This is a genomic window from Duganella sp. FT27W (assembly GCF_009295655.1).
Taxonomy (GTDB): Bacteria; Pseudomonadota; Gammaproteobacteria; order Burkholderiales; family Burkholderiaceae_D; genus Rugamonas; species Rugamonas zoogloeoides.
In genome coordinates this window covers 563446-577016 of record NZ_WHIV01000001.1, presented here as the reverse complement: position 1 = coordinate 577016, position 13571 = coordinate 563446, and the positions used below count along the sequence as shown (strand labels likewise).

Annotated in this window: 10 protein-coding genes; 7 read left to right on the top strand and 3 right to left on the bottom strand. The window is 61.2% G+C overall.

Annotation, left to right across the window (positions count from 1 at the left end):
• The first annotated feature begins 86 nt into the window (after positions 1 to 86).
• The 3 genes from F8197_RS02435 to F8197_RS29130 all read left to right on the top strand — a co-directional run bounded on the left by F8197_RS02435 (position 87) and on the right by F8197_RS29130 (position 3941).
• Positions 87 to 1394 (top strand): dicarboxylate/amino acid:cation symporter, encoded by a 1308-nt coding sequence (locus tag F8197_RS02435; RefSeq protein WP_373996763.1) that lies wholly within the window; start codon positions 87 to 89, stop codon positions 1392 to 1394.
• 169 nt (positions 1395 to 1563) lie between these two features.
• On the top strand, positions 1564 to 2079 hold the full coding sequence (locus tag F8197_RS02430) for a hypothetical protein (RefSeq protein ID WP_227012023.1): 516 nt from the start codon (positions 1564 to 1566) through the stop codon (positions 2077 to 2079).
• 188 nt (positions 2080 to 2267) lie between these two features.
• A complete protein-coding gene (locus tag F8197_RS29130) occupies positions 2268 to 3941 on the top strand; it encodes a methyl-accepting chemotaxis protein (RefSeq protein ID WP_152879694.1) in 1674 nt (557 codons plus the stop codon).
• A gap of 162 nt (positions 3942 to 4103) precedes the next feature.
• Here F8197_RS29130 and F8197_RS02420 read toward each other — a convergent pair whose 3' ends face one another.
• Together F8197_RS02420 and F8197_RS02415 are read right to left on the bottom strand one after the other, a co-directional pair.
• Entirely contained in the window at positions 4104 to 4754 is a 651-nt protein-coding gene (locus F8197_RS02420; protein ID WP_152879692.1) for a 3-oxoacid CoA-transferase subunit B, read from the bottom strand.
• Between the two features lie 14 nt (positions 4755 to 4768).
• Positions 4769 to 5479 carry a CoA transferase subunit A gene (locus tag F8197_RS02415; protein ID WP_019919793.1) on the bottom strand — a complete coding sequence of 237 codons (711 nt, stop codon included), beginning with the start codon at positions 5477 to 5479 and terminating at the stop codon, positions 4769 to 4771.
• A 154-nt stretch (positions 5480 to 5633) separates the two neighbouring features.
• Between F8197_RS02415 and F8197_RS02410 the strand changes: the two genes are divergently transcribed.
• Positions 5634 to 6194, top strand: coding sequence for a LuxR C-terminal-related transcriptional regulator (locus tag F8197_RS02410; RefSeq protein WP_056147824.1), 561 nt, complete (start codon positions 5634 to 5636; stop codon positions 6192 to 6194).
• A gap of 114 nt (positions 6195 to 6308) precedes the next feature.
• Here F8197_RS02410 and F8197_RS02405 read toward each other — a convergent pair whose 3' ends face one another.
• A complete protein-coding gene (locus F8197_RS02405; protein WP_056147827.1) occupies positions 6309 to 7085 on the bottom strand; it encodes an SDR family oxidoreductase in 777 nt (258 codons plus the stop codon).
• 201 nt (positions 7086 to 7286) lie between these two features.
• On the opposite strand from F8197_RS02405, the gene F8197_RS02400 reads away from it, so the two are divergent.
• The 3 genes from F8197_RS02400 to F8197_RS02390 all read left to right on the top strand — a co-directional run bounded on the left by F8197_RS02400 (position 7287) and on the right by F8197_RS02390 (position 13566).
• Complete coding sequence (locus F8197_RS02400; RefSeq protein ID WP_193333306.1) at positions 7287 to 8951, top strand: electron transfer flavoprotein-ubiquinone oxidoreductase; 1665 nt, start codon at positions 7287 to 7289, stop codon at positions 8949 to 8951.
• A gap of 128 nt (positions 8952 to 9079) precedes the next feature.
• The gene (locus tag F8197_RS02395) at positions 9080 to 12394 is read left to right on the top strand and encodes a tetratricopeptide repeat protein (protein ID WP_152879690.1); all 3315 of its coding nucleotides are present in this window, start codon (positions 9080 to 9082) and stop codon (positions 12392 to 12394) included.
• Positions 12391 to 13566, top strand: a complete 1176-nt coding sequence (locus F8197_RS02390; RefSeq protein ID WP_152879689.1) for a DegT/DnrJ/EryC1/StrS aminotransferase family protein — start codon at positions 12391 to 12393, stop codon at positions 13564 to 13566. Before F8197_RS02395 ends, F8197_RS02390 begins: the two co-directional genes overlap by 4 nt.
• Positions 13567 to 13571 lie beyond the last annotated feature (5 nt).

Genomic DNA, 13571 nt, shown 5'->3' with positions numbered 1-13571 from the left:
AACTGCAACACCTGCGGTTTTCCACAATAGTGATAACTGTTATTTTCACGGATGATGACCTCCTCAACTGAACGCGAGGAGACCCCGTGAAAAAACCATTCTATAAGGTACTGTACATCCAGGTACTGTTCGCTATTGCGTGCGGCATCCTGCTTGGCATTTACCTGCCCAAAGATGCCGTCGCCATGAAACCGCTCGGCGACGGCTTCATCAAACTGATCAAGATGATCATCGCCCCCGTGATTTTCTGTACTGTCGTGTCCGGTATCGCCGGCATGCAGGACGTGAAAAAAATCGGTCGCGTCGGCGGCAAAGCGCTGCTGTACTTCGAAGTGGTCTCCACCTTCGCCCTGGCCATCGGCCTGGTCGTTGCCAACGTTCTGAAACCAGGCGCCGGCTTCAACGCCGATCCAGCCCACCTGGACGCCAAGTCGATCGAGCAATACACGCACGCCGAAGGCTTGACCACCACCGACTTCATCATGAACATCATCCCGAAGACTTTCGTGGATGCGTTCGCCAAGGGTGACATTCTGCAAGTGCTGCTGATCGCCATCCTGTTCGGCTTCTCGCTGTCGCTGCTGGGCGAGCGTGGCCGTCCGATCACCAAGCTGATCGACGAGCTGTCGCACGTGATCTTCGGTGTCGTCAACATCATCATGAAGGTCGCTCCCATCGGTGCCTTCGGCGCGATGGCCTTCACCATCGGTAAATACGGCCTGGCTTCGCTGATCCCGCTGGCTAAACTGATGGGTTCGTTCTACCTGACTTGCGGCCTGTTCGTGTTCGTTGTGCTGGGTCTGATCGCCCGCTACACCGGCTTCTCGATCTTCAAATTCGTCCGCTACATCAAGGAAGAACTGCTGATCGTCCTCGGTACCAGTTCGTCGGAAAGCGCGCTGCCTTCGCTGATGACCAAGCTCGAACGCCTGGGCTGCTCCAAGCCAGTCGTGGGCCTGGTGGTACCAACCGGCTACTCGTTCAACCTGGACGGCACCAACATCTACATGACCATGGCCGCCCTGTTCGTTGCCCAGGCAACCAACACCGAGCTGACCCTGATGCAAGAGCTGACCATCCTCGGCGTTGCCATGCTGACCTCGAAAGGCGCTTCCGGCATCACCGGCGCCGGCTTCATCACCCTGGCCGCCACCCTGGCCGTGGTACCAACGATTCCAGTGGCCGGCATGGCGCTGATCCTCGGTATCGACCGCTTCATGAGCGAATGCCGTGCACTGACCAACTTCGTCGGCAACGGCGTGGCAGCGGTAGTTGTCTCGAAATGGGAAAAAGAGCTGAACATGGAAACCATGCATGCTGAGCTGAACAACCCTGGTTCGACCCTGGTCAAGAACGACCTGCCACCTGCGGTGGTACCCGTACCAGCACACTGATCACCGGTAGTGTCGCGAAAAAACCCCGCACAGCGATGTGCGGGGTTTTTTTATCCGGAAATGAACAGCACTGCTGTCCGTTTCCGGACATCTGGGCCCGCCCGGCCCCTGACACCGCCATGGCATGCCTCTTGCGCTGCTCCCGTCATTCAAAGACCAAGGAGACAGCATGCCGGCCCTTACCCCTGTAACACTTCCTACCAGCAAAACCGACGCCAGCTTTGCCGTCGCCATCAACAGCAGCGGCCAGGTGGCCGGCACCATCGAGAATGAACACGGCGTGCGCCGCGCGGTACTGTATCGCAAGGACATGGTCGAACTGGGCACGCTGGGCGGCAGCGACAGCTACGCGGGCGGCATCAATAACGCCGGGGACGTGGTCGGCACCGCGCAAAACGCCGACGGCTACTGGCGCGCTTTCGTCGCACCAGCAGCCCGCGCCGGGAATGCATTCGCCATGCGCGACCTCGGCACCTTGGGCGGATGCAGCAGCCACGGCGCGGCCATCAACGACGCCGGCCATGTCGTGGGATTTGCCGATACGGCCGATGGCACTTTCCACGCCTTTCGCAGCGACGGCGTGCACGGCCCGGTCGATCTCGGCACCCTGGGCGGCCAGGTCAGTTACGCCACCGACATCAACAACCACGGCGTGGTGGTGGGCGCCAGCCATGGTCACGCCTGAACTGACGCGCGCTACCGCCGCAGCGTAGGCGCCTGCCGCAGCTCGAGCGCGTAGGACCAAAGTCCAATAGCAACATGGTGACCATAACGATATGGTATTACCCACAGGAAATAAATTCTTGCCTTGCTCTGCCCCGCCCCTGCCGAGTCAATTTCGATGTTCCATCTAAACCGGAAAAAGGGAATGGTATGAAACCGTCAAACTGGAAACTGGGCACCCGCCTCGCGCTGGGCTTCGGCATACTGCTGGTACTGCTGATCTCGCTGACTGTATTGGCTATTAGCCGACTTAACACCAACAACGAAACCATTACGCAGATCCTTGATGATCGCTACGTCAAGGTAATGCTGGCGCACTCAATGCAGTTCGAGGTGAACGTGCAGGCGCGTTATCTGCGCAACGCCATTATCGCTGGCGACGACAAGGCCACTGTCACAGAGTTCCTGGACAAGATTGCGGAGTCGGTCAAAAAAAACGATGTCTATGGACAGAAACTGGACAGCATGATCAATACCGCCAAGGGACGCGAGCTGTTCAAGGCCGTGACGGACAAGCGCGCAAATTACGCCGCAAAGCGCAATGTTACTGTCCAACTTGTTAAGGAAGGGAAGATGGCGGCTGCAGGTACCTATCTGCTGAAGGAATTGCGTCCGCCGCAGAACGAATTCTTCGCCGCGCTGGCAACCATGTCCGACTTCCAGCAAGAGCGTATGCGGCAGGATGGGAACCTGGCAGAAGCAAGTAGCAAGTCCGCCATCGTCCTGATGACGACGCTGGCAGTCTTCGCCTGCGTCACGGCGGTTATCATCGGCATACTGACGGCACGCTCGATCACCCGCCCGGTGAACCGCGCCGTCATGCTGGCCGAAGCGGTGGCTGCAGGCGATCTGAGCCAGCAAATCGATGCCACCCGCACCGATGAAATCGGTCAACTGCTGCAAGCACTGAAGAAAATGAGCGGCAACCTGCAGGATATCGTCAGACAGGTGCGCACTGGTACCGACGAAATCGCCACGGCCAGCACCGAGATCGCCAAGGGCAATCTGGATCTGTCGTCGCGCACCGAGCAGCAAGCCAGCGCGCTGGAGGAAACTGCATCGTCCATGGAAGAACTGACCTCGACCGTCAAGCAGAACGGCGACAACGTTCGGCAGGCCAATCAGCTGGCCCAATCGGCCACGGAGATCGCGCGCAAGGGCGGCACCGTCGTGGCCGACGTGGTGGTGACGATGGAAGCAATTAATACCTCATCCAACATGATAGTCGACATCATCGGCGTGATCGATGGCATCGCTTTCCAGACCAACATCCTGGCCCTCAACGCTGCCGTCGAAGCTGCCCGCGCTGGTGAACAGGGGCGGGGCTTCGCGGTGGTAGCTTCCGAAGTCCGCAACCTGGCGCAACGTTCGGCCGCCGCCGCCAAGGAAATCAAAACCCTGATCGGCGACTCGCTGGACAAGGTCAAGATCGGTAACGACCTCGTGTCGAACGCCGGCAGCACCATGGTCCAAGTGGTCAGCAGCATCGAGCGCGTCACCGACATCATCAGCGAAATCACCGCTGCCGGCCACGAGCAGGTAGCGGGCATCGAGCAGATCAACCAGGCGGTCACGGAGATGGATGCGGTCACCCAGCAGAACGCAGCGCTGGTGGAAGAGGCAGCTGCGGCCACGGCCGCGCTTGAAGAACAGGCGGAACAATTGGCAAAGGTGGTGGGCGTGTTCAAACTTGATGACAACGCACGGTCCTCGAGCTCAGCCCCTGCCCTTCAACCACGCACGGCAATTAGTACAGCGCCCGCCAGGAAAGCGACGATGAAGAAAGGTACATTGAGACTTACCATCCCGGCAAGTCTGGCATGAACAGCGGCCGATTACCTCGCCAGTCAGGGCGAGGTTGGCCGCTGAGCTAACGATCACGATGGCGCCGAGGTTGCAGAGTGGCGCAGCCAGTGCGCCAGATCGTCGAGCGGCAGCCGCGACCATGTTTGCGTGCGTCGCGACTGCCAAGACGTTGCAGCGGTCTTACAATGCGGTCAGGTCCAGTTCCACGCCTGTGGCGGCAACGATCTGGTCCCTGGTCACGCCCGGCGCCAGTTCGATCACCTTGAGGCCGGTGTCGCCGACTCCCAGCACGCCGAGGTCGGTAACGATCAGGTCCACCACGCCCACGCCGGTCAGCGGCAGGTCGCATTTTTTGAGCAGCTTGTGCGACGTGGTGCCATCCTTGGCGGTGGCCACGTGCTCCATCAGCACCACTACCCGCTTGACGCCGGCCACCAGGTCCATGGCGCCGCCCATGCCCTTGACCATTTTGCCTGGAATCATCCAGTTGGCCAGGTCGCCGCGCTCGGACACTTGCATCGCGCCGAGGATGGCCAGGTTGATCTTGCCACCCCGGATCATGCCAAACGAGTCTGCCGAGCTGAAATACGCTGCGCCGGGCAGCGCGGTGACCGTCTGCTTGCCGGCATTGATCAGGTCGGCGTCGACTTCATCGTCGGTGGGGAACGGGCCGATGCCCAGCAAGCCATTTTCCGACTGCAGGAATACCTCCATGCCCTCCGGTACATAGTTGGCCACCAGCGTGGGCAAACCGATGCCGAGGTTGACGTAATATCCGTCTTGCAGTTCCTTGGCCGCGCGCGCGGCCATTTCATCACGAGTCCATGCCATGTTTTTCTCCGTTATTAGTTCGATGCAGGGTTGGCGCGGACCGTGCGCTGCTCGATGCGTTTTTCCGGCGTGGCGTTGACCACGATGCGGTGCACGAAGATGCTGGGCAGGTGCACGGCGTCCGGGTCGATTTCGCCGATTTCCACCAGCTGCTCGACTTCGACGATGGTGATCTTGCCGGCCATGGCGGCGTTCGGGTTGAAGTTACGCGCGGTTTTGCGGAACACCAGGTTGCCGGCCTTGTCGGCCTTCCAGGCCTTGACCAGCGCCACATCGGCCACCAGGCTGCGTTCCATCACGTATTGTTCGCCGTCGAACTCGCGGATTTCCTTGCCGTCCGCGACGATGGTGCCCACGCCGGTCTTGGTGAAGAAGGCCGGGATGCCGGCGCCGCCGGCGCGCAGTTTTTCGGCCAGCGTGCCTTGCGGCGTGAATTCGAGCTCCAGTTCGCCGGCCAGGTACTGGCGAGCGAATTCCTTGTTTTCGCCCACGTAGGAGGCGATCATTTTCTTGATCTGGCGAGTTTCCAGCAACTGGCCGAGGCCGAAGCCGTCCACGCCGGCGTTGTTGGAAATGGCGGTCAGGCCCGTGACGCCGGAGTCGCGCAGCGCCCCGATCAGGGCTTCGGGGATGCCGCACAGGCCGAAGCCGCCCACGGCAATGGTTTGACCGTCTTGCACGACACCGGCCAGAGCGCTGGCGGCATCGGGGTAGATTTTGTTCATATTGTCCCTTGTTATCTCAATTCGCTCAATCAAAACGACTCAATACTAAACTTTTTTTGTTGTACGGAGTCTGAGCATAGAATAGCCTAAATAAAAGCACAATACCGTAGAACTACCGCCAATTGATCGCAGTTAATCTGTCCGTCATTACGCCATGAATCCATCCACCGTTATCGACTACGAATCCATCTTCCTGCAAGCGCCGGTCGGCATGTGTATCTCGGAAAACCGCGTGATCCAGAATGCCAACGACACCCTGGCTGCCATGTTCGGCTACACGCGAGCGCAGTTGCAGGGCATGTCCTTCCTGGCGCTGTATCCGACCATGGACGAATTCCTGCGCACGGGCGACCGCATCATCCCCATCATGACGGCCAGGGGCCGTTATTCCGACGAGCGCATCATGCGCCGAGCCGACGGTGAGCTGTTCTGGTGCCACGTTACCGGCAATCCGATGCACGGCGAAGAACCGCTGGGCGCCGGCATCTGGACCTTCGAGGACGTCAGCGAAAAACGCCCGGTCACCGCCGACCTCACCCCGCGCGAACGCGAAATCGCCGCACTGCTGGTGGAAGGCAAAACCAGCAAAACCATCGCCCGCCAGATCGACCTCAGCCCCCGCACCGTCGAAATGCACCGCGCCAAATTAATGCGCAAGTTTTCAGCGGCAACATCTTCCGAACTGGTCCACAAATTAGTTGGAATGCGCTTTTAATAGCAAATAGCCGATAGCGCTCGCTAAAACCGGTGCCAGCGAGGCGCCGCGACGAAGACAGTGCGTTAGCTTGGCAAGGAGCGGCAACGAAGCTGGCGCCGGTTTTAGCGGGCGCTACATTGCCGTCATTCCATCGTCTGCGGAGATAATAGCGCCGTTAATAAAATTGGCATCTTCTCCCGCCAACAGCAACAACAAGCCATCAAGATCCTCCGGCTTGCCCGGCCGTTTGCGTGGCAGCAAGTCGATCAGGCGCTGGCCCTGTTCGCTGGCGAAATATGCTTCGTTGATCTCGGTGGAAATGTAACCGGGACAAATGGCATTGGTATTGATGCCGTATTTGCCCCACTCCACCGCCATCGCCTTGGTCATCTGCACCACGCCGGCCTTGCTGGTGCAGTACACGCCGATCTGCGGCATCACGCGCAGGCCGGCTACCGAGGCGATATTGATGATGCGGTGTTTCTTGGTGGGGTCGCCCTTGGCGCGCGCGATCATGCGCTTGGCAGTTTGCTGCGCTACAAAAAAGGCGCCGCGCAAATTGGTGTCCATCACGAAGTCGTAATCGTCCGGCGTCACATCCACCAGGCGCTGGGTAGTGGAAACGCCAGAATTGTTGACCAGGATATCGATCGGGCCGGCCTCGGTTTCGGCATGGGCGATGGCCGACTTGATGCTGGCGTAGTCGGTCACATCGAGGCTCACCACGTGGGCGGCACCACCGTCGGCTTCTATCTCGGCACGCAACTCTTTCAGGCGCTCGGTGCTGCGCGAAGCGAGTACCACCTGCGCGCCGGCCTGGGCCAACACCTTGGCAAACCTGGCGCCGAGGCCGCTCGAGGCGCCGGTCACCAACGCGATTTTTCCCTCAAAATTGACTTCTATGCCCACGGCAGCTCCTCTGTATGACGATCACGAAATCCACAGCGCTTTTCTGCTCGCACTGTCTGATCGCAATCATTACACAAAATGCCAGATTAGATTGCGATGTCTAATAATGTCCCTCAGAATAGCGCCACCATTGCAATCGGGCCGAAAAAGAAGCACACTCGTGCTAAAATTTTCCCCATCACTACAAGACACTATAAAAATATGACACAGCCCCAGAATCTCATCGAACAGTACGGTCCACGCGAGGCGATGGAGTACGACGTCGTCATCGTCGGCGGCGGTCCGGCAGGCTTGTCGGCGGCAATCAAGATCAAGCAACTCTCGCCCGACACCTCGGTGGTCGTGCTGGAAAAAGGCGGCGAACTCGGTGCGCACATCCTGTCGGGCGCCGTCATGGACCCGCGCGCGCTCACCGAGCTGATCCCCGACTGGAAAGAGAAAGGCGCGCCGCTCAACACCGCCGTCACCGAAGACCGCGTGCTGTTCCTCACCGAAACCAAGTCGTACCAGACGCCCAACTTCGCCCTGCCCGCCTGTTTCGAGAACCACGGCAATTATGTGATCTCGCTCGGCAACGTGGTGCGCTGGCTGGGCGAACAGGCCGAAAGCCTGGGCGTGGAAATCTTCCCCGGCTTCCCGGCCGCCGAAATCCTGTACAACGACGACGGCTCGGTCAAGGGTGTGGCCACCGGCAACATGGGTGTCAAGCGCGACGGCGAAGCCGGCCCCGACTTCCAGCTTGGCATGGAGCTGCACGGCAAGTACACGCTGTTCGCGGAAGGCTCGCGCGGCCACCTGGGCAAGCAGCTGATCGCCAAGTACGATCTGAGCAAGGGCAAGGACCCGCAGTCGTACGGCATCGGCATCAAGGAACTGTGGGAAATCGATCCCGCCAAGCACCAGCCCGGCCTGGTGATCCACACCACCGGCTGGCCGCTCGACAGCAAAACCTACGGCGGCTCGTTCCTGTACCACATGGAAAACAACCAGGTGATGGTCGGCTACGTGGTCGGCCTCAACTACGAAAACCCGTACCTGTCGCCGTACGAAGAATTCCAGCGCTACAAAACCCACCCGGAAATCCGCCAGTTCCTCGAAGGCGGCAAGCGTGTGTCGTACGGCGCACGCGCGATCACGGCCGGCGGCCTGCAATCGCTGCCCAAGCTGGTGTTTGCCGGTGGCGCGCTGATCGGCTGCGACGCCGGCTTCCTCAACATGAGCCGCATCAAGGGCAGCCATGCCGCCATCAAGTCCGGCATGCTGGCCGCTGAAGCTGCCGTGGCCGCGCTGGGCGCCGGCCGCCAGCACGACGAACTGGCCACCTTCTCCACGGCCTTCGAGCAATCGTGGCTGCACGAGGAACTGCACGTGGCACGCAACGTCAAGCCATGGCTCAACAAGGGTTTATATATCGGCGCGCTGATGACCGGCATCGACCAGATCGTATTCCGCGGCAAGGCGCCGTGGACCCTGCACCACTCGCACGCAGACCACGAATGCCTGAAACCGGCGTCGCAGTTCACTCCGATCGTGTACCCGAAACCGGATGGCAAGCTGACGTTCGACCGCCTGTCGTCGGTGTTCATCTCCAACACCAACCACGCCGAAGACCAGCCGATCCACCTGACGCTGAAAAACCCGAGCGTACCGGTCGATGTGAATCTGGCCCAGTACGCGGGCCCGGAAGCGCGTTACTGTCCGGCCGGCGTGTACGAGTTCGTCAAGACCGACGCCGGGGCCGACCGCCTGCAGATCAATGCCCAGAACTGCGTGCACTGTAAAACCTGCGATATCAAGGACCCTACCCAGAACATCGTGTGGGTGACGCCGGAAGGCGGCGGCGGGCCGAATTACCCGAATATGTAACGCAATCACTGCTTACAACACTCTACGGGGCGTCCAAGGACGCCCCGTAATTCTTTCGGGAAATACTCTATCCTGGGGCAAAGAATAGGCGTTACAATTGGTCATCATAAAATTAACGTTCTTCGCCCATGGATGCATACGATTCCACCTCTACGCCGGACGCCCTGCTGGCGCAGGCGATCGCCCACCACCAGGCCGGCCGGCTCGAGGAGGCGCTGAAAGACTATGACGCCATCCTCGCCAGCGCGCCCGACCATGCGCTGGTGCTGCACAATCGCGGCCTGCTGCTGGGACGGCTGGGACGGCATGCGCAAGCGGTAAACGAGCTGCGCCGCGCGGTGCAACTAGCGCCCGACGAGGGTGAGTTCTGGTTATCGCTCGCGCGCGGCCTGGTGCAAACGGGCGAGCCGGGCGAAGCGCTCGATATCGTTGACCACGTGCAGTCGCGCGGTTATCAAAGCCCCACCATCGAACAACTGGTGGCGCAGGCCAGCGCCGCCCTGCCGGTAGAACCGAACGACGCCGCCCGGCAAATCATTATCGACCTCTACAACGCCGGCCGCCACGCCGACATGGAACAAGCCACGCAAGCGCTGCTGGCGCGTCACCCGCAATCGACCTTTGGCTGGAGCGTGCTGGGCACAGCTCTGCAACTGCAAGGCAAGAATCCGACCGACGCCCTGCAGCGCCTGATCGTGCTGGCGCCGCACGACGCCGAGGCTCACACCCACCTGGGCGATGCCTTGCAAAATGCCGGCGACCCGCAAGCGTCGCTGCCTTTGTATCTGCGTGCAATCGAACTGGCGCCTCAGTACGCCACCGCCCATTGCAACCTCGGTTCGGCGCTCGATGCGCTGGGCCGCCACACCGAGGCGCAGCAAAGCTACCGCCGCGCCCTTGGTGCCGACCCGGGTAACCTGGCTGCTCATTTCAATCTCGGCAACAGCCTGCGCGATGCGGGCCAACACGGGGAGGCTGTTGCCAGCTACCGCGCTGCCTTGGCGCTGGCGCCGCAAGACCCGCAACTGCTGACCTATCTGGCGGATACGCTGCGCGCAATGCAGCGCTACGACGAGGCTTTGCCGTTGTACCGCCAGGTCATTGACCTGCTGCCTGACGACGGCGAAGCCTGGGCCAACCTGGGCACGACCTTGCAGGGCATGCGTGAGCTCGACGGTGCGATTGATGCACAATTACGTGCAGTGGCGCTCGATCCGGGCCTGAACGCCCTGCACGGCAACCTGGCGCTATTGTTACATGCGCAACACCGCAATGACGAGGCCGAGCAGCAGTACCGCCTGGCGCTGGCGGTGCAGGAGGACGATGCCAGCTTGCACCGTGGCTTGGGCGACCTGCTGTGCCAGCGCGCCGCCTACGCCGACAGCCTGGCTGCCTGCGAACGGGCGCTGGCGCTCGATCCGGACGACATCCTCACGTATTTCGTGATGGCCTCCGCTCAGCAGGGCTTGCAGGATTACGAGGGCGCGCTGCGCAGCTATGACCGGGTCCGTGCCGTCGATCCCGAACACGCAGAGGCGTGGCTCAGCAAGGCCATTGCTCTGCAGGAAAGCGGCGACTGCGAAGCCGCCCTGGCGCACTACGAACAAGGATTGCGTTTGCAACCCGACGCCGCCCATGGCTACGCCAATATGGGCGTTGCGCTGCACCGACTGGGCCGCCACGACGAATCGATGGCCGCCTACCAGCGCGCGCTGGAACTGGAGCCGGACCTGGCGCTAGCGCACGCCAACGTCGGCGCCCTGTATTACAACTTGCGCGATTTCGCGGCTGCCGAGAGCCATGCCCGCCAGGCGCTGGTGCAACGCCCGCAGTTCCAGGCTGCTCGACGCAGTCTGGTGATGGCATTGAAGCAACTGGAGCGCCATGCAGAAGCTATAGAGCAGTGCCTGGAGGGACTGGCGTTTGCGCCCGATGATGTAACTCTGCATTCCGAGCTGGGTCGAAGCTATCGAACATTGGGGCGCGACGACGATGCCATGCTCAGTTTTGAGCGTGCACTTGAGATTGAACCTGGTCATCCGCAAACGCTTACCAGCATGGTACCCATGCTGGTCGAAGAGGGCCGCATTGAAGATGCCGAAAAGGCTTGCAGGCAGGCCATAGAAAAGCTGCCGGACGAGGCTTCGCTTTACAGCAACCTGCTGTTCTTGCTCAGCCATATCTGTACCGACCCCGAACGCCTGTTTGAAGAACATTGCAGCTTTGCCGATCGTTACGAAGCGCCGCGACGCGGTGCATGGAGCGGTCATGACAACCTCGCAGATCCCGATCGCAAGATCCGTGTGGGCTTCGTTTCGGGGGATTTCAACAATCACGCGCTGACCAACTTTTTCGAGCCGGTAGCAATCCTGCTCTCGCGCGAACCGAGTCTCGAACTGCATGCGTTTTACAACAAGCGCCTGGAAGACGCGGCACACTCTCGCCTGCGCCCCTTGTTTGCGCACTGGCACAATATCACCGAGCTCAATGATGCTGCTGCAGCAAGCCTGGTGCGCAGTCAGGGCATCGACATCCTGGTAGACCTGGCCGGCCACTCGGCAGCCAACCGGCTCGGACTGTTCACCCACAAGCCAGCGCCAATCCAGGCCAGCTGGCTCGGTTACGCAGGCACCACCGGCCTGCTCGGTGTCGACTACTTCCTGACCGACAGCATGCATACGCCAGAAGGGCGTTACGAACGCTATTTCACCGAGCATCTGGTGCGCATGCCGCTGGTTGCGCCATTCTTGCCAGTATCGTACGCGCCGCCCATCCACCCGCTGCCGGCGCTTGCCAACGGCTACCTGACTTTTGGCACCTTCAGCCGCGCAAACAAGCTGAGCCGCGAGGTGATCAACCTGTGGGCACGCGTGCTGCGCGCCGTACCGGACGCCCGCCTGCTACTCGGCGGACTGGGCCAGGGCCGCGCCACCGACACCGTGCTGGCCTGGTTCGCGGCCGAAGGCATAGCCCGCGAGCGCCTCGATCCGCGGCCACGCGGCACGATGAAGGAGTACCTGCTGCTGCACCGAGAAGTGGATGTCTGCCTCAATCCTTTCCCTTACACGGGCGCCACCACGCTGCTGCATGCCGCGTGGATGGGTGTGCCCACGCTCACCCTGTCCGGCCCGACCATGGCCAGCCATGGCAGCGCCACCTACCTTAATCACCTGGGCCTGGACGCATTTGTGACGGAAGAAGCCAGCCAGTATGTTGATCGAGCGGAATTTCTCTCTCGCAATATCCCGCAGCTCGCGGCGTTGCGAATTACGTTGCGTGACCGCTACAATGCCTCGGTGGTGGGCCAGCCGGCAGTTGCTGGTGCCGGCCTCGAACGTGCGTTCCGCATCATGTGGCAGCGCTGGTGCGCGAACATTGCGCCGGGCCCGTTCCGCATCGCTCTGGAAGACATCCTGCCGCAGGATGAGGATGCCTCAGTATGAAAGTCATCCAGACCGCACAGGACCTTGCCGTCAACGGCGCCGCGCCGGCGTTCGACGAACCGCTCCACGTCGGCCGCCCCAACATGGGCGACCGCGCCGCGTTCATGCAATACGCCAACGATATTTTCGACCGCCGCTGGCTTAGCAACAACGGTCCGCTGGTGCAGCAGTTCGAGCGCGAGATCGAGGCTCATCTGGGTGTCAAGCATTGTGTTGCCATGTGCAATGGCACCATCGCGCTGGAAATCGCCATCCGCGCGCTGGGCATGGACGGCGAAGTCATCGTGCCCTCCTATACCTTCGTGGCCACCGCCCACGCGTTGCAATGGCAATCGGTCACCCCGGTATTTGCCGATATCGATCCGGTGACCCACCAATTGTCGCCTGATGCCGTGCGCAGCATGATCACCCCGCGCACCAGCGGCATCATCGGCGTGCACCTGTGGGGCCGCGCGGCGCCGGTGCGCGAACTGCAGAATATCGCGGACGAACACGGCCTGAAACTGATGTTCGACGCCGCCCATGCGTTTTCTTGCATGCACCAGGGCCGGATGATCGGCAACTTCGGTGCCTGCGAAGTGCTCAGCTTCCATGCCACCAAGTTCTTCAATACTTTCGAGGGCGGCGCCGTGGTCACCAATGACGACGAACTGGCCCAGACCATGCGCCTGATGCGCAACTTCGGCTTTGCTGGCTTCGATCGCGTGATCCATCCCGGCACCAACGGCAAGATGGTGGAAATCAATGCCGCCATGGGCCTGGTCAACCTCAAGTCGCTCGACGACGTGATCGCTGCCAACCGGCGCAACTACGACACCTACCGCGAGGCGCTGCGCAGCGTGCCCGGTCTGCGCCTGCTGTCGATGGACACGGGCGAGCGCCACAACTACCAGTACGTCGTGGTCGAGGTGGGCCCGGACTGTGCTGCCACGCGCGACCAGCTGATCGAGGCGCTGCAGGCCGACAACGTCATGGCGCGCCGCTATTTCTGGCCCGGCTGCCACAACATGGAGCCTTACCGCAGCCTGTTCCCGCACGCGGGCCTGGTCTTGCCGCACACGGGCGTGGTGGCAGCGCGCGTGATCGTTTTGCCAACCGGGCAGACCATGGACGCCGAAATGATCAGGACCGTGGTCCAGATCATGCGGATTTGCATCGCGGCTGCAGCTTGAATCGC